Origin of the sequence: Microbacterium luteum (genome assembly GCF_015277875.1) — a bacterium.
In the GTDB taxonomy this organism is placed as follows: domain Bacteria; phylum Actinomycetota; class Actinomycetes; order Actinomycetales; family Microbacteriaceae; genus Microbacterium; species Microbacterium luteum.
Window position 1 is genome coordinate 2,500,432 of sequence record NZ_CP063814.1, and the last position, 22,048, is coordinate 2,522,479.

The following is a 22,048-nucleotide window of genomic DNA, read 5'->3' on the forward strand; positions in this document are numbered from 1 at the left end:
GCCGGGGTGTTACCTCGCGCATCGGGAATGAATGCCCGCGCGTGCGGTTGACCTAGAATGAGTGTCGACGTGCTCCGGGGTCGGTGAGAATCCGAACCGGCGGTGAAAGTCCGCGACCCCGCCTCGAGATCCGAACGGACGACGATGCGGGTTGATCCGGTGGAATTCCGGAACCGACGGTGATGCGACGGGGAAACCCGACGCGAGTCCGGATGGGAGGTGGCACGAGCGACGCTGACGCGTCGCCGCTTCCCGTCTTCCGTGTGCGCGATGATCTGCAGCAGCAGAGGTCAGACGGACGAGGAGATGACGGATGCCGGCCACCGCGGCGGAGCAGGGCGCGATGCGACGCGCCTTCGACCTCGCGCTGCGCGGTCCGCGAGGCGCGAACCCCCAGGTCGGCGCGGTCATCCTCTCCCCCGACGGCGAGATCCTCGCCGAGGGGTGGCATCGAGGCGCCGGAACCGCGCACGCCGAGGTCGACGCCCTGTCGCACCTGTCCGACGGCGCCGCGCGGGGCGCCACGGCCGTGGTCACCCTCGAGCCCTGCAATCACACCGGCCGCACCGGTCCCTGCAGCGAAGCGCTCATCGCGGCGGGCATCGCCCGCGTCGTGTTCGCCGTCGACGACCCGGGAGAGGCATCCTCCGGCGGAGCCGATCGGCTCCGCGCCGCCGGCATCGACGTCGAGCCGGCCGTGTTCGCCGCCGACGGCACCGACCTGCTCGGGTCATGGCTCGCCGTGCAGCGCCTCGGGCGTCCGCACGTGACGGTGAAGTGGGCGCAGTCACTCGACGGACGAGCCGCCGCCGCCGACGGCACGAGCCAGTGGATCACGGGCTCCGCGGCACGCGAAGACGTGCACCGCCGCCGCGCGGCGGCCGACGTCATCGTCGCCGGCATCGGCACGGTGCTCGCCGACGACCCCGCCCTCACCGCCCGCACCCCCTCCGGCGCGCTGCACGACTCCCAGCCGGTGCCGCTCGTGCTCGGGCGCCGCGACATCCCGCACGATGCGGCCGTGCGCCGGCATCCCCGCCCGTTCCTCCAGCGCGCGGGCGACGACCTGCCCGCGGTGCTGGCGGAGCTGCGCGGCCTCGGCTTCCATCGGGTGTTCGTCGAGGGCGGGCCCGCCGTCGCCTCGGCGTTCCTGCGCGCCGGCCTCGTCGACGACGTGATCGTCTACGTCGCCCCGGTGCTGCTCGGCGGTGCACGGCTCGCCCTGGGCGAGATCGGCGTGCCGACCATCGGGTCGGCCCTGCGGCTCGACACCGTCTCGATCGACCGACTCGGCGACGACGTGCGGATCATCGCCCACCCCTCCTCCGCCACGGCGGATCCGACGAAAGGCGCGTGAATGTTCACCGGAATCATCGAAGAACTCGGCGAGATCACCGACGTGGCGCTTTCCGGCGACGGCGTCCGCCTGACGGTGCGCGCGCCGATCGCGGTCTCCGACGCCTCCCACGGCGACTCCATCGCCGTCTCCGGCGTCTGCCTCACCGTCGTCGAGCAGGCCGCCGACGGGTTCACCGCCGACGTCATGAAGCAGACGCTCGACATGTCCACCCTCGCCGGGGCGGCGCCGGGTCGCCGGGTGAACATCGAGCGGGCCACCGCGACCGGCGGGCGCCTCGGCGGCCACATCGTGCAGGGACACATCGACGGCACCGGCGAGGTGCTCGAGGTGCGGCCCGGTGCGCAGTGGCTCGTGCTGCGGATCGGCCTGCCCGCTCACCTCGCGCCCCTCGTCGTCGACAAGGGCTCCATCGCCGTCGACGGGGTCTCCCTCACCGTCAGCTCCGCGAGTGCCGCCGACGCCGACGCGCCGTGGTTCGAGGTCTCCCTCATCCCCGAGACCCTCACGGCCACCACCCTCGGCGAGCGCGCGGCCGGTGACCGCGTGAACCTCGAGACCGACATCCTCGCGCGCCACGTGCAGCGACTCCTCGCCTTCGCGCCGACCGCCGGCGCAGATCCGGAAGGAGGCTCCCGATGAGCCTTTCCCCCATCTCCGACGCCCTCGACGCCCTACGCGCGGGACGCCCGGTCATCGTCGCCGACGACGAGAACCGCGAGAACGAAGGCGACGTCATCCTGTCCGCGCAGCTGGCGACGCCGGAATGGATCGCGTGGACCGTCCGATGGTCCAGCGGCTTCATCTGCGCGCCGATGCCCGCCGATCGCGCCGACGCCCTCGACCTGCCGCCGATGGTGGAGACCAACCAGGACGCCCGCGGCACCGCGTACACCGTGAGCGTCGACGCGGCCGACGGCATCACCACGGGCATCAGCGCCGCCGACCGCGCGCACACCCTCAACGTGCTGGCGAACCCCGCGTCGACGCCGTCGAGCGTGATCCGCCCCGGACACATCCTGCCGCTGCGCGCCGTTGACGGCGGCGTGCGGGAGCGCGGCGGACACACCGAGGCCGCCGTCGAGCTCATGCGGCTCGCGGGGCTGGAACCGGTGGGAGCGATCGCCGAGATCGTCGCGGAGGACGGGTCGATGATGCGCCTTCCCGGTCTGATCGAGCTCGGTCGACGCGACGGCGTGCCGGTGATCACGATCGAGCAGCTCATCGCGCACCTCGGGGAGGTCGACCCCGACGGCACCCGGTCCGGCCACGCGCATCGCCGCCGCGTGAGCCTGCGCGCGGAGTCGCGCGTTCCCACCTCCCACGGCGAGTTCCGCTTCCTCGCCTACAAGGACCGCGTGACCGGCACCGACCACATCGCCGTCGTCTCCGGCGACCTCTCCTCCGACGCCCCGCTCGTGCGGGTGCACTCGGAGTGCCTCACCGGTGAGGCGTTCGGATCGCTGAAGTGCGAGTGCGGATCGCAGCTGGATGCCGCCCTCGACGCGATCGAGCAGGACGGCGGCGTCGTGGTCTACATGCGCGGTCACGAAGGACGCGGCATCGGCCTCATCAACAAGCTCCGCGCCTACGGGCTGCAGGAGCGCGGCTACGACACCGTCGACGCCAACCTCGAGCTCGGGCTGCCGGCCGATGCGCGCGACTACGCCGCGGCCGCGGGCATCCTCGCCGACCTCGGCGTCGAGCGCGTGCGCCTGCTCACCAACAACACCGACAAGGTCAGCCAGCTGCGCGAACTCGGACTCGACATCGTCGAGCAGGTGCCGCTGCTGGTCGGCGTCGGACCCAACAACCACCAGTACCTCGCCACCAAGCGCGACCGCATGGGACACATCATCGCCGAGGAGGACCTCGCCGACGCGGTCGCGCAGATGAAGGAAGGAGCCGGCGCATGAGCGGCACCGGAGCACCCCAGACCCCCGCCCCCGTCGACGCGACGGGGCTCTCCGTCGTCGTGATCGCCGGCACGTGGCACGACACCATCACCGACGGGCTCGTCGCCGGCGCTCGACGCGTGCTGGATGCCAGCGGCGCCGACCACCGCCTCGTGCGCGTGCCCGGCTCGTTCGAGCTCGCCCTGGCGGCGCAGGCCGCCTTCGCGGGCGGGGCCGACGCGGTCGTGGCACTGGGCGTGATCATCCGCGGCGGCACGCCGCACTTCGACTTCGTCGCCGCCGCCGCCACCGACGGACTCACCCGCGTGTCGCTCGACGCCGGCAGACCCGTCGGGTTCGGCGTGCTCACCCTCGACGACGAACAGCAGGGACTCGACCGGGCGGGCCTGGAGGGCTCGAAAGAGGACAAGGGTGCGGAAGCGGCGGACGCCGCGGTGCGCACCGCTCTGGTCACCCGCGCGCTGCGCGGCTGACGGGGCGACGGTGAGGTCGTCCTTGCTGGCGGCCTCGCATCCGGCGCCGTAGGTTGTGTCGCATGGAGTTCCTTCGCCACCTCGTCGTGCTCGTCCATCTCGTCGGGTTCGCCCTGCTCTTCGGCGCATGGGCGGTCGAGGCCATCGGTGGCCGTCGGAACGTGACACGGCTGATGAACTGGGGCCTCGCCGTCGCCGCCGCCGCGGGCCTCGCCCTCGCCGCTCCGTGGGGAGTGTCGTACGAGCTGAACTACATCAAGATCGGCGTCAAGCTCGTCATCCTCCTCGTCATCGGAGCGCTGCTCGGGATCGGCTCCGCACGGCAGCGCAAGCGCGGCTCGGTGCCGACCGGCGTCTTCTGGTCGATCGGCGCGCTGACGCTCGCGAACGCGGCCATCGCGGTGCTCTGGACGTGATCCGGATCGGCGGGCGCCGAGAGTAAGCTTGTCGCTCGCTATGACTTCCCCCCGAACCGCTCCGGCGAATCCCCGCTCTCGCGTCATCACCGCGAGCCTCGTCGGCACGACGATCGAGTTCTACGACTTCTACGTCTACGCCACCGCTGCCGTGCTGGTCTTCCCGGCGCTCTTCTTCCCCACCGGGAACGACACGACCGCTCTGCTGCTGTCGTTCAGCGTCTTCGGCGCGGCGATGATCGCCCGCCCGCTGGGGGCCATCGTCTTCGGCCATTTCGGCGACCGGTTCGGCCGCAAGATCACGCTGGTGTGGTCCCTGCTCACCATGGGCGTCGCCACGATCCTCATCGGGTGCCTCCCCACCTTCCAGGACATCGGCGCCGCTGCCGCGGTGCTCCTGCTCGTCCTGCGCCTCGCCCAGGGCTTCGCGCTGGGCGGCGAGTGGTCCGGCGCGGCGCTCGTGGCGACGGAGAACGCGCCGAAGGGCAAGCGCGCCTGGTACGGCACCTTCCCGCAGCTCGGCGCTCCGCTCGGGTTCATCATCGCCAACAGCGTTTTCCTCGCGATCAGCTGGGCCCTCCCGCACCCCGACGGCCCCACGCAGCAGTCCGAGGCGTTCCTCGCGTGGGGATGGCGCGTGCCGTTCCTGTTCTCGGCCGTCATGGTGATCATCGGACTGTGGGTGCGCCTGCGCCTGGTGGAGTCGGAGACGTTCGTGAAGGCCGGAGCGCACGGCGCGCTGCGCAAGTTCCCCCTGGTCACGGTGGTCCGCCGCAACGGCTGGCAGATCGTGCTCGGCACGTTCATCATGCTGGCCACCTACGTGCTGTTCTACCTGATGACAAACTTCACGCTCTCCTACGGCACCAAGGCGGCCGACCTCGATACCGCCACGGCGGCGGCCCGCACGGCCGCGGAGGCATCCGGCCAGAGCTTCGACGCGGCCGCGTTCGCCGACCAGTTCTACCCCGGGCTCGGCTTCGGCTACACCGACTTCGTGCTGATGCAGATCATCGGCGTGGTCTTCTTCGGCATCTTCACCCTGCTGGCCGGTCCCGTCGCCGACGCGATCGGCCGACGGCGCCTGCTGCTGTGGATCACGGGGCTGATCATCGTGTTCGGACTGACCTTCAACGTGTTCCTGCTGCCGCAGGCCGACCCGAAGTTCACCGGGGCGATGGTGCAGGCGTTCCTCGTGTTCGGGTTCATGCTCATGGGTGCCACGTTCGGGCCGATGGGCGCCGTCCTCCCCGAGCTGTTCCCGACGAACGTGCGCTACTCGGGATCGGCGATCGCCTACAACCTCTCCTCGATCCTCGGCGCCGCTCTCGCCCCGATCGTGGCGGTGGCCCTGTGGGCCGCGACCGGCGGCGCCCCGTGGCTGGTGGGCGTCTACCTGTCCGCGATGGCGGTGCTCACCTTCGTCGCCCTCATCCTCGCCCCGGAGACGAAGGACGTCGACTACGACGACAACATCGGCGTGGCCGCCAGCGGCTCGCTCTGACCGTCTGCGGGCGGCGGTTCGTTCAGTCCAGGAACAGGGCGCGCAGCCGCCGCGTGGTGAACACCAGCCCGAGGGCGATCATGACCACGAAGTAGAGCACGTGCCACAGCATCCCGGCGGAGAGGATGCCGGTCGTGAGGCCGCGGATGAGGTCGACGGCGTGCCACAGCGGGAACGCCATGATGATCTGCTGCACCCACTCCGGGTAGACCGAGATCGGGTAGAGGGTCGCCGAGAACAGGAACATCGGCAGCAGCACGAAGTTGATCCAGTCCATGTGCTGGAAGGTCTTCATGAAGCTCGTCACCGCCATCCCCACCGCCGCGAAGCCGAACGCGATCAGGAGCACCGCCGGAAGCGCCAGGATCGCGGTCCACGCGAGGTTGAGGCCGGCGATCTGCATGACGATCATGAACCCCGACGCATAGACGAGGCCGCGCAGCAGTGCGTACAGGATCTCGCCGAGCGCGACATCGAGCGGACCGAGCGAGGTCGCCAGCATGCCCTCGTAGAGCTTGCCGTAGTTGAGCTTGAAGAAGACGTTCCACGTCGAGTCGTAGATCGCGCCGTTCATCGCCGAGACCGCCAGCAGCGCCGGGGCGATGAACGCGGCGTAGCTCACCTCGACGCCCGGCGCCGCCTCGACCTCGCCGATGATGACGCCGAGTCCGATCCCCATCGACAGCAGGTAGAACACCGGCTCGAAGAAGCCCGAGGCGACCACGACCCAGCTGGAGGATCGCGCCGCGATCAGGCCGCGCTGCACCACGGCCTGCGGATTGCCGGACCAGAGGGCCCGCACCCCGCCGGCGCGGGCTCGGCCGACCGGGTGCTGCGTCGTGACGGCGCTCATGCCGCGAGCCTCCTGGCGAACAGGCGCCGCGCGACGACGAGTCCGCCGGCGGTGAGCGCGAGGAGATAGATCAGGTGCACCGCGATCATCCCGGGCGCCACCTCGGCTCCGTACGTGACGACACGGCCGAGCTCGGTGGCGTGCCACAGCGGCGAGATCCATCCGATCCACTGCAGGCCGATCGGGAGGTTCGTCAGAGGGTAGAACGTTCCCGAGAAGAGGAACATGGGCATGAACACGAAGCGCTGCACCAGCGCGAACTGACCCTTGTCGTCCACGATCGACGCCGCATACGCCATCAGCGGCACGCCGAAGGAGAGCCCCGCGAGGATGCCGATGGGCATCGACAGCCACGCCGTGGCCGGCACCAGGGCGCCAGGCTGGAGAACGGCGAAGAACAGGGCGATGAAGGCGAAGTAGAGCACGACGGTCATCGTCATGCGCGCGGCGGCACCGGCCACCACGCCGCCGGCGATCTGCCCCGGCGACAGCGGCGAGGCCGAGAATCCGAAGAAGTACCGCCGCCACTTGAAGCCCGCCATCACGGGGTAGGTGAACTCCTCGCTGGCGACGGCGATCGCCGAGGTCATCAGCAGCGCCGGGGCCACGAAGACGAGGTACGGCACCTGCTGAGAGCCGTCGTCGATGGGCGCCTGGATGAGCGCGGCCAGCCCGACGGCGAGGCCGAGCAGGTAGAGCATCGGCTGCCCCAGGGCCCCGACCACGATCGTCCATCCGTAGGCGCGCATGGCGCGCACCATGTGCTCGGTGACGTACAGCGCGCCGCGGGCGCGCGGTCGGCGCCCCCACGCGAGGGCCTCCTCGCGGAGCTCGTCGAGCGTGGGCGCGTGCGTCTGCTCGGTCGTCATTCGATCAGCGACCGTCCGGTCAGTCGCAGGAAGACGTCTTCGAGGCTGGAGCGCCGCACGAGCGACGTGCGCGGGTGCAGATCGCGCGCGGTGACCTCCTCCAGCGCCCGCTCGCCGTCGTGCGCGTACACGAGGACCCGGTCCGGCAGCACCTCGATGCGGTCGCCGACGCCCGCCAGCTGCGCCGCGACCTGCTCGTTGCGATCCGACCCGAAGCGCACCTCGAGCACCTCGCGGCTGGAGTGTTCGCGGATGAGCGACGCGGGCGACCCTTCGGCCATGATGCGGCCCTTGTCGACGACGATCAGTCGATCGCAGAGCTGTTCGGCCTCATCCATGTAGTGCGTGGTGAGCACCAGGGTCGTCCCCCGCTCCTTCAACCGGAACAGCCGGTCCCACAGCACGTGGCGCGCCTGCGGATCCAGCCCCGTTGTCGGCTCGTCGAGCAGCAGGATGCGCGGGTCGTTGATCAGGCCACGGGCGATCGTGAGACGCCGCTTCATGCCGCCGGAGAGCTGATCGACCTTGTTCCTGGCCTTCTCCTCCAGCTGCGCGAACACGAGGAGCTCGTCGGCGCGGCGATGGCACTCGCGGCCCGGCAGCCCGAAGTACCGGCCGTAGATGTACAGGTTCTCGCGCGCGTTCAACTCCCCGTCGAGGTTGTCCTGCTGCGGGACCACGCCCAGTCGCGACCGGATCTCGGGGCCGTTGCGGTCGGGATCGAGTCCGAGGATCGACAGGTCGCCGCCGGAGCGGGCGGAGACCGCGCCGATCATCTTCATGGTCGTCGACTTGCCCGCCCCGTTCGGACCCAGCAGCCCGAAAGACTCCCCGGCCGCCACCTCGAACGAGAGGTCGTCGACGGCGACGAACGCGGGTTTGCCCGCCACCCGGTAGGTCTTCCGGAGGTTCTTCGCGGAGATCACGGGTTCGGGCACCGTCTGAGAGTAGTCCCCGGCGGCGACATCCGTTCCCCTATCCTGGCAGCGCGCCCAGATCGGCTCGGCGCGGCACGAAGATCTCGGGGGATCCCATGGCAGAGCAACCCGCCCGCCCGGTTCCGGAGTTCGGGCGCGAGCACGATCACGCCGTGGCCGCACGGCCCTCCCCGACCAAGCGCCTCCTCGCGCTGTCACTGCCGGCGCTTCTCATCGGGGTCGGCAGCGCTCTCGGCCTGATCGTCCTCGACCTCGCCGCGCTGGCGCTGGAGGACCTGCTGTGGGAGGTGCTGCCTGCCGCGGCCGGCATCGACCCCGACGGGGCGGGCTGGATCATCGGCATCCTCACCGGCGCCGGGCTCGCCACCGGCCTCATCGTGCGCTTCGCGCCCGGACACGCCGGGCCCGACCCCGCGACGGAGTCGTTCTTCCCGCCGCCCATGCCGCTGTCGACCCTCCCCGGCCTCGCCGCAGCCGCGATCCTCACCCTCGCCACGGGCGTGAGCCTCGGACCTGAGGCGCCGATCATCACGATCAACGTCGCCGTCGCGGTATGGATCTGCCGCCGCCTGGTGCCGAAGATCCCCACGCGGCTCGTCGTGCTGATGGTCGTCACCGGCACCTTCGGCGCCCTGTTCGGCTCGCCGGTCGGGGCCGCGCTGCTGGTCACGTCGGTCGCCGCGACGATCGCGTCGAAGGAACTGCTGTGGGATCGGCTGTTCGCGCCGCTCGTCTCGGCCGCCGCCGGGTCGATCGTGATGCTGCTGTCCCACCACGGCAGCCTCGCCCTCCCGCTGCCGGCGGTCGAGCTGGACATCCTCCCCGATCTCGGCATCGCGATCGTCGTCGCCGCCGTCGCGATCGTCGTCGGCCTCGGGCTGCTCTACGCCTTCCCGCTCGCGCACCGTCTCTTCCACCGGTGGCGCGACCCGATCCTGCCGCTCACCGTCGCGGGGCTGCTGCTGGGCATCCTCGGTGCGATCGGCGGTCCCATCACGCTCTTCAAGGGCCTCGACCAGATGGCCCAGCTGGCCGAGCAGGCCGACGACTTCACGCCGGGGCAGCTCGCGCTCATCGTGCTGGTGAAGCTCGCCGCTCTCCTCATCGCCGGCGCCGCCGGCTTCCGCGGTGGCCGCGTGTTCCCGGCCGTCTTCATCGGCGCGGCCGTCGGCGTGCTCGCCTATGCCCTCTTCCCCGGCATCCCGCTCACCCTGGCGATCTCGGCCGGTGTGCTGGGCATCTGCCTCGTCGTCATCCGCGACGGCTGGCTCTCGCTGTTCATCGCCGCCGTCGTCTCCGGCGACGCCGCGATGGTGCCCATCCTGTGCATGGTGGTGCTTCCCGGATGGCTCGCCGTCGCTCGTCTGCCCGAGATGCGGATCACACCCCCCGAGGGCCACCGCGAGAACGACGCCGCGACCCCCGCCAGACCGGCCTGAGACCGGCGGCGCCGCGCGTTCGTTCGCCCACGGCGTCACCGGGGCGTCACCGTCGCGGTGCGAAGCGAAGTACGGTCGAAGACAACCGTCATCCCCTGTTCCGAGGTACCCGCATGTCCACTGACACCCGCCCCTCCCGCGCCCGATTCGGCCGGGGTGCCCCGGACGACGGGCCGCGCGCGAGCATGCGGCAGCTGCTGCCCTTCCTCCTGGAGCACCGCACCGTGCTCGTCGTCGTCGCGATCCTCAGTGTCTTCGGCGCCGTCACCACGCTCGCGCAGCCGGTGCTGGTCGGGCAGGTCATCGAGGCGGTGCAGGCCGAGCAGGCGCTCGGGATGCTCGTGTGGGCGATCGTCGCGCTCGTGATCGTGTCGTCGGTCATCTCCGGCTATCAGCACTACCTCCTGCAGCGCACCGGCACCGCGGTGGTCTACTCGAGCCGGCGGCGGCTCATCGCGCGCATCCTCCACCTGCCGATCAGCGAGTTCGACGCGCGCCGCACCGGCGACCTCGTCTCGCGCGTGGGCACCGACACCACCCTCCTGTACGCCGTGCTCACGCAGGGCCTCGCGGACGCGGTCGGCAACGCCCTGATCTTCGTCGGCGCCATCATCGCCATGGCGCTCATCGACCCGCTGCTGCTCGGCGCCATCGTGATCGTTCTCGGCGTGTCGATCCTGGGGGTCGTGACCCTCAGCGGTCGCATCCGCAAGGCGACGGCGGAGCAGCAGGTCAAGGTGGGCGAACTCGCCTCCGGCGTCGAGCGCGCCATCGGCTCCATCCGCACGGTGCGGGCATCGGGCGCCGGCGAGCGCGAGCAGTCGGCCCTCACCGCCACGGCCGGCGAGGCCTACGGCGTGGGGGTGCGGATCGCGAAGGTGTCGGCCCTCGTGGTGCCCATCGCCGGCATCGCCCTGCAGGTGTCGCTGCTGGCCGTGCTCGGACTCGGCGGATACCGCGTCGCGGACGGTGCCATCGGGGTGGCCGACCTCGTCACCTTCGTGATGTTCCTCTTCCTTCTCGTCGGGCCGCTCGGGTCGTTCTTCGGCGCCATCACCTCCGTCAACCAGGCGCTCGGCGCCCTGGGCCGCATCCAGGAGGTGCTCGATCTCCCCACGGAGACCCAGGATGACGCGCGGATCGCCGCGACCGTCGCTCCCGAGCCCGACGGCACGGCCGGAGACGCCGCGGCCGTGGAGTTCCGGAACGTGCGGTTCGGGTATCCCGAGCACGTCGTCGCCGCTCGCCGTCGGGCGGAGACCGAGGCACGCGCGGTGCTCGAGAGCGCCCACGTCGACACGTCGGCCGTCACCCTGCCCGACGAGGCGGACGACGCGCAGCCCGCCGAGACCGTGGACGAGACGAAGGATGTGCTCCGCGGCGTCTCGTTCCGCGTCCCGCGCGGCGCCCGCGTGGCCCTGGTGGGCCCGTCGGGTGCGGGAAAGAGCACGACCCTGTCGCTCATCGAGCGGTTCTACGATCCGACCGGCGGCGCCATCCTGCTCGACGGACAGGACGTGCGCACCCTCGACCGCGACGACCTGCGCAGCCGCCTCGGCTACGTCGAACAGGACGCGCCGACCCTCGCCGGCACGATCGCCGAGAACCTGCGCCTGGCCTCCCCCGACGCCACCGACGCCGAGTGCGAGAGTGTGCTGCGCGCGGTGAACCTCGGCGACGTGCTCGACCGGAGCCCCGACGGGCTCGACGCCGCCGTGGGCGAGAGCGGGGTCATGCTCTCCGGCGGTGAGCGCCAGCGCCTCGCGATCGCCCGCGCCCTGCTGGCCGCACCCCCCATCCTGCTCCTGGACGAGTCGACCTCGTCGTTGGACGGCCTGAACGAGCAGCGCATGCGCGAGGCGATCGACGCCGTCGCCGCGGGGCGCACGCTCATCGTGATCGCCCACCGCCTGTCGACCGTGGTCGACAGCGATCTCATCGTCGTGATGGAGAACGGCCGCGTCGTCGGATCGGGCACCCACTCCGAGCTCGTGCAGTCCACGCCGCTCTACCGCGACCTCGCCAAGCATCAGCTGCTGGTGTGACCCGGCAGCCGCGCTGCCCGCACATCCCGCAGCCGCCGCGCGCGCACATCCCTTCCCGCTCCGCAGTCACTTTCTGCGCATCCTTCCCGCTCGCTCCGCAGTCACCTTCCGCGCATCCCTCCCGCTCCGCAGTCACCTTCCGCGCATCCCGCTCGCTCCGCAGTCACCATCTGCGCATCTGACAGCGGAGCACCCGCACAATCTGACTGCCGAGCGGTCATGCGGCCACGCGCGGCGGCGCGCACGCGGCAGCGCGCACGCGGCAGCGTGCACTCGGCGCGCGCGTGGAACCGCCTCAGGAGCGGGTCAGGCGGTAACGCAGGGCGTCGAGCTCCGCGCGCAGGGCCGCCGGCACGCGGCCGTCGAAGGTGTCGTAGAACTCCTCCGTGAGATCGGCCTCGCGCAGCCACGAGTCGCGGTCGATCGCGAAGAGCGCGTCGAGGTCGTCCTGCGGCACGTCGATCCCCTCGAGGTCGATGTCGGATGTCTCCGGCAGCCGGCCGATCGGGCTGTCGACCGCGGGCACCTCGCCGTCGATGCGGCGGATGATCCAGTCGATCACGCGGGCGTTGTCGCCGAACCCGGGCCACAGGAAGCGGCCGTCGTCGCCCTTGCGGAACCAGTTGACCTGGAAGATGCGCGGAGCGCGGTCGAACCGCAGCTTCTGCCCGATCCGGAGCCAGTGTCCGAAGTAGTCGGCCATGTTGTAGCCGCAGAACGGCAGCATCGCGAACGGATCGCGGCGGAGCTCTCCGACGGTCCCCTCGGCGGCGGCGGTGCGCTCGGATGAGATGGTCGAGCCCATGAAGACGCCGTGGGTCCAGTCGGTCGCCTCGACGACCAGCGGCACGTTCGTCGCACGGCGCCCGCCGAACAGGATCGCATCCAGCGGCACGCCCTGCGGCGCATCCCAGTCGGGGGCGATCTGCGGGCACTGCGCCGCGCCGACGGTGAAGCGGGAGTTGGGGTGCGCCGCCGGCCGGCCCGACGCCGGCGTCCACGGCTGGCCCTGCCAGTCGGTGAGCTCGGCGGGGGGCGTGTCGGTCAGCCCTTCCCACCACACGTCTCCGTCGGGACGGAGGGCGACGTTCGTGAAGATCGTGTTACCCCACAGGGTCTCGACCGCCGTCACGTTCGTCGACTCGCCGGTGCCGGGAGCGACGCCGAAGAAGCCGGCCTCCGGGTTGATCGCCCACAGCCGCCCGTCTTCGCCCGGACGCAGCCACGCGATGTCGTCACCGAGCGTCTCGACGCGCCACCCCGGGATCGTGGGCTTGAGCATCGCGAGGTTCGTCTTGCCGCACGCCGACGGGAACGCCGCCGCGACGTGGTACGCCCGGCCGGCCGGATCGATGACGCGGATGAGGAGCATGTGCTCGGCCAGCCACCCCTCATCGCGGCCGATCACCGAGGCGATCCGCAGCGCGAAGCACTTTTTGGCGAGGATGGCGTTCCCGCCGTAGCCCGAGCCGTACGACCACACCTCGAGCGTCTCGGGGTAGTGCACGATGTACTTCTCGTCGTTGCACGGCCAGGCCACGTCCGTCTCGCCGGGCGCGAGCGGGGCTCCCACCGAGTGCACGGTCTTGACCCACGGCGCCCCCTGCGCGATCTCGCGCAGCACGTCGGTCCCCACCCGCGTCATGATCTCGATCGAGGCGACGGCGTACTCGCTGTCGGTGACCTGCACACCGATGTGGGACAGCGGGCCGCCGACGGCACCCATCGAGAAGGGCACGACGTACATCGTGCGTCCTCGCATGGATCCCTCGAACAGCGGCGTCAGAGTCGCGCGCATCTCGTCGGGCGCCGCCCAGTTGTTGGTGGGGCCCGCGTCGATCTCGCGCTCGGAGGCGATGAAGGTGCGCCCCTCCGTGCGGGCGACGTCGCTCGGGTGGGAGCGGGCGAGGTAGGAGCCCGGACGCCACTCGGGGTTGAGCTTGATGAGCTTTCCCTGCTCGACCATCGCTCGCAGGAGGGCGTCGTTCTCGGCGCGCGAGCCGTCGACCCAGTGGATGCGGTCGGGCTGCGTCAGCTCGGCGATCTCATCCACCCACGCGACGAGCTCGGCCATGCCGTCGCCGTCGAGGCGGGGTCGGATGCCGAAGCGTCGCTGCTGCGGGGCATCGTCGGTGACGCGGGGGGAGATGTCTGCGATGGCCATGTCGCTCCTCGGTGCGATGGGTGGCGTGCGGTGTACGACGGGGAGAACGTCGATCTGTACCCACTATCGGAGGAATCAGCGGCGTCTTACCAAGAATCAGGATCGTATTTTCTGCATTTCTTTCGCTATGCTCAAGGAATGCACGCGACGCCGCTGGAACTGTCGACCCTGGGCCACCGCATCCGACACCAGCGGGTGAGCCACGGGATGACCCTGGACGAACTGGGCGAGAAGGTCGGTGTGGCCGGAAGCCACCTGAGCCTCATCGAGAACGGCAAGCGGGAGCCGAAGCTGTCGCTGCTGCAGGCGATCGCGGCGGCGACCGGGGTGGATGTCGGTGAGCTCCTCTCCCCGGAACCACCGAACCGGCGCGCGGCGCTCGAGATCGAACTCGAACGTGCGCAGAGCGGGTCGGTCTTCCGCAGTCTCGGCATCGAACCCGTGCGCGTGACCAAGGGCATGAGCGACGAGACGATCGAGTCGGTCCTGGGCCTGCACCGCGAGCTGCAGCGCCGCGAGCGGGAGGCGATCGCGACCCCCGAAGAGGCCCGGCGCGCGAACACCGAGCAGCGCCTGCGCATGCGGGCGCTGGACAACTACCTGCCCGACATCGAGCGGCTCGCCGAGAAGCAGCTGAAGGCGGCGGGCCACTCCACCGGCGCCCTCACGCATCGCACGGTGAGCATCATGGCCGAGCAGATCGGCTTCGAGCTGATCTACGTCAACGACCTCCCCTCCTCCACGCGTTCGATCACCGATCTCGAGAACGGTCGCATCTATCTGCCGCCGGCGTCGATCCCCGGCGGCCACGGTCTGCGGTCGATGGCCCTGCAGGCCATGGCGCACCGGCTCCTGGAGCACGAGAGACCCGCCGATTACGCGGACTTCCTGCGGCAGCGGCTCGAGATCAACTACTACGCGGCGTGCTGTCTCATGCCCGAGTCCACCGCCGTGGGATTCCTGCAACAGGCCAAGAAGGACCGCAATCTCGCCGTCGAGGATTTCCGCGATGCGTTCGGCGTCACGCACGAGGCGGCAGGCATGCGCATGACGAACCTCATGACGCACCACCTCGGCATGCGCCTGCACTTCCTGCGCGTCGACGGCGACGGCGCCATCTCACGCGTGTACGAGAACGACGACCTTCCGCTTCCGGCCGATGTCACCGGTGCGGTGGACGGACAGGTCGCGTGCGCGAAGTTCTCCGCACGGGCGGCGTTCTCGGAGCAGAACCGCACCACCGAGCACTACCAGTACACCGATACGCCCAACGGCACCTACTGGTGCTCGACGCAGACGGGGACCACCGCGGAGGGCGAATTCTCCATCACCGTCGGTGTGCCCTTCGACGACGCCCGCTGGTTCCGCGGCCGCGAGACGACCACGCGCGCCGCCTCGACGTGCCCCGACGAATCGTGCTGCCGTCGTCCGGCGGTCGAGGCGACGGCGCGCTGGCGGGGGAAGGCGTGGCCGAGCGCACGCGTGCACATGCAGATGTTCTCGCCGCTCCCCCGCGGCGCCTTCCCCGGGGTGGACGAGAACGAGGTGTACGCCTTCCTCGACCGCCACGTCTGACCCGCATCCGAGCCCGCCGAGCCACCCCCTTCGCGCCGAGCCACCCCCTTCGTTGCGTCGACACGGGGGTCGCTCGCAGAAAAAGGGGTGGCTCGGGGCGGGGTGGATGCGCGCGTCAGCCGGGGAGGGGGCGGGCGGACCAGCCGGTCGCGGACGGGGTGTACTCGATGCGACGGCTCGGGGCCCCGGGATGCGACACCCAGAACAGCCAGCGTTCGGGCCGCACGGCGAAACCGACCCACCCGGCGGGGGGCTCCGGGTCGGGATGCGCGGCGGCGAAGCGCGCCCATCCCTCCTCCCGCGCGGCCAGCGGCTGGGCGGCGACCTCCGGCGTGTTCACCCAGGCCAACTGACGCAGGTACGGCGACCGGCGTGCGTACGCTCGGGCGGCGCTGGCGTCGGAGACTCGCGTGGCGAGCCCTTCCACAACCAGCTGCCGGGTGAAGCCCGGCCAGAGGATCGTCAGCGCCACCCGGGGGTTCACCGCGAGGTCGGCGACCTTGCGGCTGCTCGCGTCGGTGTGGAACGAGAAGGATGCGCCGTCGAAGTCGCTCAGCATCACGGTCCTCGCGTGCGGGACGCCCTCCGGCGACACGGTCGACAGCGTCATCAGGATGCGGTCCTCATCCGGCCCCGGCAGCCAGCTCGCCGCGAGCGCCGCCGGGTCCGCGGGAGGATCGGCGGCGTGCACGGGATCGCTGGCGTGGTCGATGACCGGCACCTCGACCGCGATCGAGATCGACGCCGGATGCGCGGCGCCGCTCATGCGAACTCGAATCCATCGATCTCGGCGAGCGCTTCGGCGACGAAGTCGACCCCGCGCTCGAAGAGCACCTTGCCGAAGGCCGCGTTGGCGCCGGTCGCATCCCCGATGACGCCGGTGGGACCGAAGTCGTCACTGGTCCAGCCGAACATCACCGGCTTGCGGTTGAAGCCGATGTGCGTGTGTCCGGCGATCTTCTCGGGCACGTTCCGCGGCGGCATCTCGGGCGCGACGAGGTGCGGTGCGAGATGCATGACGAGCGAGGTCTCCCCGAAGCCGGCGTGGATGCCCTGCCCCTTCTCGTCCGGGCCGTCGACGCCGTCTCCCGCCGCCCCCGCGCCCGACGGCATGGAGAAGGATCGCAGGCCGTACCGGCGGCGCAGCTCCCGGTTGAGCCATCCGAGCAGCATGACGTTGCCCCCGTGGCCGTTGACGAAGGCGACCGTGCGCACCGTGGTCTGCGCGATCGCCGCGCCGATCTGCACGAGCTCGTCGAGCAGCGTCGTGCCCTCGATCCACAGCGTGCCGGGTGCCCAGTGGTGCTCGTCGGATTTCGCGTAGGCGACCGTCGGCAGCAGCCACGCGTCGATCCCGGCGGCGACCGCGCGATCGACGGCCGCCGTCGCGACGGCCTCGGCGATGAGCGCGTCGGTGCGCAGCGGAAGGTGCGGGCCGTGGTGCTCGATCGCCCCGATCGGCACGACGGCGATCGACCGGTCGCTCGTGGCGGCGGTGATCGCGGGGCCGGAGAGATCGGCCCACGCCCGGCTGGACGGAGTGAACGGGGTGGTCATCGGATGGCTCCCTTCGTGGGGCCGGCGTAGTCGGGATTGAGCTTTCCGGGGTTCAGCAGCCCGGCGGGGTCGGTCTCGCGCGCGAGGGCGACCGTCTCGGCGAGGCGGAAGTCGACGTTCCACTGGTGCGGGTTGTGGGTCGACACGCCCAGGTCGTGGAGGGCCTCGATGCCGGCGTAGACCGCCTCGGGACTCTCGTAGACGCCGGCGAGCATCCCGATCGGCACGGTGTGACCGGCCTCGATGTGCAGCTGGCCGCCGGGATACACCGCGTGCACCGCGTCGATGCGCTCGACGAGGGCGTCACCCGAGACCTCGACGTGGAAGTAGACGCCCGGTTCGGACTTCTGCAGCCACTCGATCGGATGGTTGTAGCTGAGCACCGAGATCGCCGACGAGACGTTCGCCCCCTCCCGCACGTCTTCGATGCGGCCACCGGCCGCTTCGATCAGCGCCGTCGCCTCGGACACGGTCGCGATGTCGGCGATCATCCGCAGGGAGCTGCGCCCCTCGGGGAAGGCGTCGTCGGGCGGCAGCTGCGCCGTCACGTGCGGGGTGTCCGCCGACACGAGCCGGGGCAGGGGTGTGAGCCGTCCGAGCGAGCGCAGCACCGACAGGGCGCCGGAGAAGTCGGGGAAGGATGCATACAGCCCGCGCCAGTCCTGCAGCGGCTCCAGCCGCACGGTGGCCCGGGCGATGATGCCGGCGGTGCCGTAGTTGTGAACGAATCCTTGCGCCGCTTCGCCCTCGAGGTGCACAAGTTCGCCGGCGGAGGCGGGCGTGACGACGTCGAGGGCGACGACGAAGCCGCGATCGTTGGACCCGTGCGCGATGGTCCCGGTGCCGCCGGATCCGCCGCTGAGGAAGCCGCCGAGGCTGGAGTGCACCGTCGACGGATACATCCACAGCTGTCGCCCCGCGGCGCGCGCCGCCTGCTCGAGCGCGGTCATCGGGGCTCCGGCGTCGGCGGTGATCGTCTCGTCGGTCACCTCGATGACCGACCGGGCGCGCGACATGTCGAGCACGAGCCCGCCGGGCATCGGGATCGCCTGACCGTAGTTGCCGGTGCCCTTGCCGCGCGGCGTGATCGGGGCCCCGTGGCGTGAGGCGATGCCGACGACCGCGGCGATCTCGGCGGCGGTGGCCGGGAACGCCACGAGGTCGGCGACCCCGAGCGGGAGCTGCTCGGCGATGATCGGCGACATGCGCGCGCCGTCGACCGACGCCTTCTCGCGCTGACGCATGTCTGAGCTGACGCCGCGTGGGCCGAGCAGATCGGCGATCTCGCGCTCGAGGGCGGCGTAGTCGGGGGTGGTCATGGATGTCCTCCTTCATCGCATCTCCCGAAGGCGGTGCGCGGCGAGCCGGGTGATGAGTCACTCGTCGCGCGGGGTGCGGGATGCCGGGGGTCGGCACGACCGCCCGGTAGCCTGCTGGCATGGCGGAAACGATGGGGCGCCGGGCGCCGGACGGTCCGGCGGACCCCGACGAGGCCGCACGCGCGCTCGGAGCGCGCATCCGGGCGCTCCGCACGGCGCGCGGGGCGACCCTCACCGAGGTGGCCGCCGAGGCGCAGCTGTCGCACTCGTTCCTCAGTCAGGTCGAGCGCGGGCTGGAGCGCTTGAGCATGACCTCGCTCTTCCGTGTCGCGCAGGCGCTCGGTACGACGCAGCAGGCGCTGCTGACCGAGCAGCCGCGGGAGCGCTCGGAAGGCGGGTTCCACCTGTTCCGCCGTCAGGATGACTCGGCGGTGGACACCGAGAGCGGCCCCGTGCACGTGATGGCGCCCCCGACCGGGCACTTCGTGCCGATGATCATGATCGGACCGTTCGGCGACGAGGGGCCCTGGTGGGAACACGGCGAGGACGAGTTCGTCTACGTGCTCGACGGCGTGCTGGTCGTCGTGCTGGACGAGGGCGAGCACGAGCTGCGCGCCGGCGACGCGACGTACTACGAGGGATGGGTGCGCCACAAGTGGCGCACCCCGGAGGGCGAGACGAGCCGGGTGGTCGTCGTCAAGGAGCAGCGCCGCAGCTGAGCCGGCGCGACCGGTCACGCTCCCCCTCCCAGCTCGCGGGCGATCGTGGCGAGCACTCGTGCGTAGGCGATCTCATCGCCGCGCCGCGCGCCGCCGGCGACGACGACACCGGCGACCCCCGGAATTTCGAGGAGGGCCGAGCCGTACTCGATCGCGAGCCGGATCCCCTCCGAGCGCATGTCGCGCGCGGTGCGCAGCCGCTCGGCGTATCCGGGCGGAAGGAGCGCGGCGTGGAAGGAGGCCAGGAGCGCGGCTCCGTCGTCGTCGACGATCACCGGCACGCCGGGGAGGACGGGCGCGGTCGCGCCCGCACCGCGGCACCGCTCGATGAAGGCGGCGACCTCGTCGACGCCCCCGCAGTACTGCGTCAGGCACAGGCGACCGCCGGCACGTTGTTTCTCGGCGACGCGCGGGCCGCGCAGCCGGTGCGGCGGCGCCGCCGGCGATTCGGCGAAGGACGGGAGAAGCCCGTGGGCCCGGGCACGGGGAAGAATCGTGGTCGCCTCCAGGTCGAACACCGGCGCCGCGTCGGGCCGGTCGCCCGTCTCGGTGTGGTCTCCGGTGACGCAGTGCACGCCGGCGACACCCGCGTGGCGCAGAGCGGCGAGTTCCCCCTCGAGCGCGACGCGGTTGCGATCGCGAGCGTTGACACCGATCCAGGCGCGCATGCCGGCGGCCGTCATGAGGTGACCGCGGTAGGACGGCGGGAACTGCGTGCGCGAGGTGGCGGCGTCTCCCGACAGCGCGGCATCGGTGTGGGGAGCGAGCACCTCCGCCACGCGGGAGACATCGTCGGCGACCATCGGACGCGCGGGGAATCCCGTCATCACGAGAGCGCGCCGGGCGAGGATGTCGGCGACCTCCGTGGCCGCCGCGGTCGGAGCGGGCACCGGGGTCGTCGCCGCATCCGGCCACCGTATCGGCAGCTCTCGCTGAAGGAAGACGCACGGGTCGGGATGCGCTTCGCACGATCCGTCGGGGTTGACACCCCCGCACGGGCCGTAGGTCATGTTCTTCGGACACGCGTCGAGCGGAGCGGCACGGTGCATCGTCGCAGGAGGGATGGTCACCGGCCGCTCCGCAGGATGTCTAGACTGCGGCGATGGAGATCTCCACCCGCACCGCAGCCCTCACCGAATGGACCGAGCGACTCGCGGAGCCCGCCCCCGCCCCGGGCGGCGGCGCCGCGGCGGCGGTCGTGGCCGCCATCGGCGCCGCCGTCGCCGCCATGGCCGACGGCTACGGCGACGATCATCCCGACACCCGACGTTTCGTCGCGGCGCGCGAGCGGGCGTGGGAGGTCGCCGACGGCGACGCCCGGGCGTCCGCCGATCTCGCCGTCGTCTTCCATGCCGCGCCCGAAGACCGGGACGCCGACCGCACCCGTCGCATCCTGGAACACGCCGCGGTGTCGTCCGCCGCGGTGGCCGACGTCGTCGTCGAGCTCGCCTCCGCCCTCGAGCCGCTGGCGGAGCGGTGCCCCGAGCCGGTGCGCGCCGACGTGGCGGTCGCGGCCCGTCTGCTCGCCGCCGGCGCCCGGGCCGGAGCGGTCAACGTGCGGGTCAACGCGACCGCGAGCGCAGACGCGGGCAGCAGCGCCGAGTTCGTCGCGGATCTCCGAGCGAAGGAGCAGGACGCGATCGCCGCCGCCGACGCCCTCGATCGCCTGGCCGCCGAGGTGACCGACACGCTCTGACACTGCGGTCAGTCCATCGAGATGGACGTGTCGATGAATTCGTTCGTGTAGAGGTCGTCGATCGAGATCTCCTCCGCATCGGCCGCGCTGATGCTGCCGGCTTCGATGAGGAACGGCACGAAGTCATCGAGGATCGACTGCATGCGCTCGGGATCGAACTGCCCGAACACACCCGAAGCCTCATCGTTCTGCACGATGCCGAGCGCGACCTGCTGCTCGACCGAGAAGTCGGCGACGCCCTCGGAGTAGGTCCAGCCGGTCTGGTAGGTGTCGACGAGTTCGACGATCAGCGCGTTGGTGTCGGCCGGGTCGGCGAGATAGTCGAGCTGCGACTGCTGCATGATCGGGACGAGCTTGGCGAGGCAGTCGCCGTACTCCTCGATCGCGTCGGCGCGCACGGCGAGCGGCTCGGGATAGATCGTGTAGCCGACCTCGCTCAGCAGCTGGAAGCCGACGGGCTTGCCCCATTCGGCGATCTCGTTCTCGTAGATGTAGGGCTCGGCCGTCGCGAAGCCCTGCTGAAGGATCGTCGGGTCGGAGACGAAGCGCTGCGCCGTGCCCTCGTAGCTGAGGTCGATCTGCGAACTGTCGATGATGCCCTGCGCCAGGAGCATGTTGGGGATGACATCGCCGGAGGTGACCACGGGCGCACCGTCGGCGGTCGCCTCGGCGATCGTGGTGGCGCCATCGTGGCTCTCCGGGTCCCACATGAGGATCTGCGGGCTCCAGGTCATCTGCGACGTCACGGCGACCGTCGGCTGATCGGCGGCGGCGACGATCGCCGCATCCGTGTTGACCGCACCCAGCAGGATGTCCTCGTCGAGGTACATCAGCGCCGGCACCGGCTGGAAGTTGACGTTCGGGCCGCCGGGGCGAACCTCGATGTCGACCCCGGTGTCGACGCCCTGGGCGACGAGGGATCCGGTGACGCTCTTGACGTCGTTGTCGATCGTGTAGTCGGCGCCGACGAGCGAATACATCGCACCGTGCTCGGCCTCCGGCTGCCAGTCCTGCTGCATGACCACGGTCGCGGGGCATACGTCGGACAGGTCGAGGGCGCCGCCGGCCTCGGCGGTCGGGGCGGCCGGTGTCGTGTCCGCGGCGGGTTCGGTCTCTTCGCTCGAACAGGCGGCCAGCCCGAGGGTGGCGACCGACAGGGCGAGACCGGCGGCGACGGAGCGTCGGATGATGCGGGTGGGGGGTGTCAT

The 22,048-nt window shown here is 71.1% G+C and carries 20 protein-coding genes and 1 riboswitch; of the genes, 11 read left to right on the forward strand and 9 right to left on the reverse strand.

The window, feature by feature from the left end:
* Positions 1 to 67: 67 nt before the first annotated feature.
* Positions 68 to 228, forward strand: a riboswitch (FMN riboswitch).
* An 85-nt stretch (positions 229 to 313) separates the two neighbouring features.
* The 6 genes from ribD to IM777_RS12330 all read left to right on the forward strand — a co-directional run bounded on the left by ribD (position 314) and on the right by IM777_RS12330 (position 5,666).
* Positions 314 to 1,357, forward strand: a complete 1,044-nt coding sequence (gene ribD, locus IM777_RS12305; protein WP_194383570.1) for a bifunctional diaminohydroxyphosphoribosylaminopyrimidine deaminase/5-amino-6-(5-phosphoribosylamino)uracil reductase RibD — start codon at positions 314 to 316, stop codon at positions 1,355 to 1,357.
* Positions 1,358 to 1,999: a riboflavin synthase gene (locus IM777_RS12310; RefSeq protein WP_071044675.1), complete on the forward strand. Its 642-nt coding sequence runs from the start codon at positions 1,358 to 1,360 to the stop codon at positions 1,997 to 1,999.
* Positions 1,996 to 3,273 carry a GTP cyclohydrolase II gene (gene ribA, locus IM777_RS12315; RefSeq protein WP_194383571.1) on the forward strand — a complete coding sequence of 426 codons (1,278 nt, stop codon included), beginning with the start codon at positions 1,996 to 1,998 and terminating at the stop codon, positions 3,271 to 3,273. Before IM777_RS12310 ends, ribA begins: the two co-directional genes overlap by 4 nt.
* Positions 3,270 to 3,746 (forward strand): 6,7-dimethyl-8-ribityllumazine synthase, encoded by a 477-nt coding sequence (gene ribH / locus IM777_RS12320; RefSeq protein WP_071044673.1) that lies wholly within the window; start codon positions 3,270 to 3,272, stop codon positions 3,744 to 3,746. The genes ribA and ribH overlap by 4 nt, the downstream gene beginning before the upstream one ends.
* A gap of 62 nt (positions 3,747 to 3,808) precedes the next feature.
* Positions 3,809 to 4,162 (forward strand): Fe-S protein, encoded by a 354-nt coding sequence (locus IM777_RS12325; RefSeq protein WP_194383572.1) that lies wholly within the window; start codon positions 3,809 to 3,811, stop codon positions 4,160 to 4,162.
* 40 nt (positions 4,163 to 4,202) lie between these two features.
* The gene (locus tag IM777_RS12330; protein WP_176759416.1) at positions 4,203 to 5,666 is read left to right on the forward strand and encodes an MFS transporter; all 1,464 of its coding nucleotides are present in this window, start codon (positions 4,203 to 4,205) and stop codon (positions 5,664 to 5,666) included.
* Positions 5,667 to 5,688: 22 nt separating this feature from the next.
* Here the strand turns inward: IM777_RS12330 and IM777_RS12335 are convergent, their stop codons facing one another.
* Genes IM777_RS12335 through IM777_RS12345 form a run of 3 tightly spaced genes read right to left on the reverse strand, consistent with a single transcriptional unit; the run spans position 5,689 to position 8,326 of the window.
* Positions 5,689 to 6,519 (reverse strand): ABC transporter permease, encoded by an 831-nt coding sequence (locus tag IM777_RS12335; protein ID WP_194383573.1) that lies wholly within the window; start codon positions 6,517 to 6,519, stop codon positions 5,689 to 5,691.
* Positions 6,516 to 7,388: an ABC transporter permease gene (locus IM777_RS12340; RefSeq protein ID WP_194383574.1), complete on the reverse strand. Its 873-nt coding sequence runs from the start codon at positions 7,386 to 7,388 to the stop codon at positions 6,516 to 6,518. The genes IM777_RS12335 and IM777_RS12340 overlap by 4 nt, the downstream gene beginning before the upstream one ends.
* Positions 7,385 to 8,326 (reverse strand): ABC transporter ATP-binding protein, encoded by a 942-nt coding sequence (locus IM777_RS12345; protein ID WP_194383575.1) that lies wholly within the window; start codon positions 8,324 to 8,326, stop codon positions 7,385 to 7,387. Before IM777_RS12345 ends, IM777_RS12340 begins: the two co-directional genes overlap by 4 nt.
* A 95-nt stretch (positions 8,327 to 8,421) precedes the next feature.
* Between IM777_RS12345 and IM777_RS12350 the strand changes: the two genes are divergently transcribed.
* Together IM777_RS12350 and IM777_RS12355 are read left to right on the forward strand one after the other, a co-directional pair.
* A complete protein-coding gene (locus tag IM777_RS12350; RefSeq protein WP_194383576.1) occupies positions 8,422 to 9,765 on the forward strand; it encodes an ion channel protein in 1,344 nt (447 codons plus the stop codon).
* Positions 9,766 to 9,878: 113 nt separating this feature from the next.
* Positions 9,879 to 11,810 (forward strand): ABC transporter ATP-binding protein, encoded by a 1,932-nt coding sequence (locus IM777_RS12355; RefSeq protein ID WP_071044667.1) that lies wholly within the window; start codon positions 9,879 to 9,881, stop codon positions 11,808 to 11,810.
* 295 nt (positions 11,811 to 12,105) lie between these two features.
* Here IM777_RS12355 and IM777_RS12360 read toward each other — a convergent pair whose 3' ends face one another.
* Complete coding sequence (locus IM777_RS12360; RefSeq protein ID WP_194383577.1) at positions 12,106 to 13,974, reverse strand: phosphoenolpyruvate carboxykinase (GTP); 1,869 nt, start codon at positions 13,972 to 13,974, stop codon at positions 12,106 to 12,108.
* Between the two features lie 138 nt (positions 13,975 to 14,112).
* Between IM777_RS12360 and IM777_RS12365 the strand changes: the two genes are divergently transcribed.
* Positions 14,113 to 15,549 carry a helix-turn-helix domain-containing protein gene (locus tag IM777_RS12365; protein WP_071044665.1) on the forward strand — a complete coding sequence of 479 codons (1,437 nt, stop codon included), beginning with the start codon at positions 14,113 to 14,115 and terminating at the stop codon, positions 15,547 to 15,549.
* A 115-nt stretch (positions 15,550 to 15,664) separates the two neighbouring features.
* Here IM777_RS12365 and IM777_RS12370 read toward each other — a convergent pair whose 3' ends face one another.
* The 3 genes from IM777_RS12370 to IM777_RS12380 are packed head-to-tail and all read right to left on the reverse strand — an operon-like array spanning position 15,665 to position 18,425.
* Positions 15,665 to 16,315 carry a pyridoxamine 5'-phosphate oxidase family protein gene (locus IM777_RS12370; RefSeq protein WP_194383578.1) on the reverse strand — a complete coding sequence of 217 codons (651 nt, stop codon included), beginning with the start codon at positions 16,313 to 16,315 and terminating at the stop codon, positions 15,665 to 15,667.
* On the reverse strand, positions 16,312 to 17,106 hold the full coding sequence (locus IM777_RS12375; protein ID WP_071044663.1) for a creatininase family protein: 795 nt from the start codon (positions 17,104 to 17,106) through the stop codon (positions 16,312 to 16,314). The genes IM777_RS12370 and IM777_RS12375 overlap by 4 nt, the downstream gene beginning before the upstream one ends.
* Positions 17,103 to 18,425, reverse strand: coding sequence for an FAD-binding oxidoreductase (locus IM777_RS12380; protein ID WP_194383579.1), 1,323 nt, complete (start codon positions 18,423 to 18,425; stop codon positions 17,103 to 17,105). The genes IM777_RS12375 and IM777_RS12380 overlap by 4 nt, the downstream gene beginning before the upstream one ends.
* 119 nt (positions 18,426 to 18,544) lie before the next feature.
* Between IM777_RS12380 and IM777_RS12385 the strand changes: the two genes are divergently transcribed.
* Positions 18,545 to 19,144, forward strand: a complete 600-nt coding sequence (locus IM777_RS12385; RefSeq protein ID WP_083336501.1) for a helix-turn-helix domain-containing protein — start codon at positions 18,545 to 18,547, stop codon at positions 19,142 to 19,144.
* A 14-nt stretch (positions 19,145 to 19,158) separates the two neighbouring features.
* On the opposite strand, the gene IM777_RS12390 is transcribed toward IM777_RS12385, so the two are convergent.
* A complete protein-coding gene (locus IM777_RS12390) occupies positions 19,159 to 20,214 on the reverse strand; it encodes a methylenetetrahydrofolate reductase C-terminal domain-containing protein (RefSeq protein ID WP_228480792.1) in 1,056 nt (351 codons plus the stop codon).
* A gap of 32 nt (positions 20,215 to 20,246) precedes the next feature.
* Between IM777_RS12390 and IM777_RS12395 the strand changes: the two genes are divergently transcribed.
* Positions 20,247 to 20,840: a cyclodeaminase/cyclohydrolase family protein gene (locus IM777_RS12395; protein WP_194383580.1), complete on the forward strand. Its 594-nt coding sequence runs from the start codon at positions 20,247 to 20,249 to the stop codon at positions 20,838 to 20,840.
* A gap of 8 nt (positions 20,841 to 20,848) precedes the next feature.
* Here IM777_RS12395 and IM777_RS12400 read toward each other — a convergent pair whose 3' ends face one another.
* A complete protein-coding gene (locus tag IM777_RS12400; protein ID WP_194383581.1) occupies positions 20,849 to 22,048 on the reverse strand; it encodes a substrate-binding domain-containing protein in 1,200 nt (399 codons plus the stop codon).

Excerpts from the sequence above, each read along its gene's own strand:
- ribD (WP_194383570.1), top strand. The coding sequence starts at position 314 with ATGCCGGCCACCGCGGCGGAGCAGGGCGCGATGCGACGCGCCTTCGAC.
- IM777_RS12310 (WP_071044675.1), top strand. The coding sequence starts at position 1,358 with ATGTTCACCGGAATCATCGAAGAACTCGGCGAGATCACCGACGTGGCG.
- ribA (WP_194383571.1), top strand. The coding sequence starts at position 1,996 with ATGAGCCTTTCCCCCATCTCCGACGCCCTCGACGCCCTACGCGCGGGA.
- ribH (WP_071044673.1), top strand. The coding sequence starts at position 3,270 with ATGAGCGGCACCGGAGCACCCCAGACCCCCGCCCCCGTCGACGCGACG.
- IM777_RS12325 (WP_194383572.1), top strand. The coding sequence starts at position 3,809 with ATGGAGTTCCTTCGCCACCTCGTCGTGCTCGTCCATCTCGTCGGGTTC.
- IM777_RS12330 (WP_176759416.1), top strand. The coding sequence starts at position 4,203 with ATGACTTCCCCCCGAACCGCTCCGGCGAATCCCCGCTCTCGCGTCATC.
- IM777_RS12335 (WP_194383573.1), bottom strand. The coding sequence starts at position 6,519 with ATGAGCGCCGTCACGACGCAGCACCCGGTCGGCCGAGCCCGCGCCGGC.
- IM777_RS12340 (WP_194383574.1), bottom strand. The coding sequence starts at position 7,388 with ATGACGACCGAGCAGACGCACGCGCCCACGCTCGACGAGCTCCGCGAG.
- IM777_RS12350 (WP_194383576.1), top strand. The coding sequence starts at position 8,422 with ATGGCAGAGCAACCCGCCCGCCCGGTTCCGGAGTTCGGGCGCGAGCAC.
- IM777_RS12355 (WP_071044667.1), top strand. The coding sequence starts at position 9,879 with ATGTCCACTGACACCCGCCCCTCCCGCGCCCGATTCGGCCGGGGTGCC.
- IM777_RS12360 (WP_194383577.1), bottom strand. The coding sequence starts at position 13,974 with ATGGCCATCGCAGACATCTCCCCCCGCGTCACCGACGATGCCCCGCAG.
- IM777_RS12365 (WP_071044665.1), top strand. The coding sequence starts at position 14,113 with ATGCACGCGACGCCGCTGGAACTGTCGACCCTGGGCCACCGCATCCGA.
- IM777_RS12370 (WP_194383578.1), bottom strand. The coding sequence starts at position 16,315 with ATGAGCGGCGCCGCGCATCCGGCGTCGATCTCGATCGCGGTCGAGGTG.
- IM777_RS12375 (WP_071044663.1), bottom strand. The coding sequence starts at position 17,106 with ATGACCACCCCGTTCACTCCGTCCAGCCGGGCGTGGGCCGATCTCTCC.
- IM777_RS12380 (WP_194383579.1), bottom strand. The coding sequence starts at position 18,425 with ATGACCACCCCCGACTACGCCGCCCTCGAGCGCGAGATCGCCGATCTG.
- IM777_RS12385 (WP_083336501.1), top strand. The coding sequence starts at position 18,545 with ATGGCGGAAACGATGGGGCGCCGGGCGCCGGACGGTCCGGCGGACCCC.
- IM777_RS12395 (WP_194383580.1), top strand. The coding sequence starts at position 20,247 with ATGGAGATCTCCACCCGCACCGCAGCCCTCACCGAATGGACCGAGCGA.
- IM777_RS12400 (WP_194383581.1), bottom strand. The coding sequence starts at position 22,048 with ATGACACCCCCCACCCGCATCATCCGACGCTCCGTCGCCGCCGGTCTC.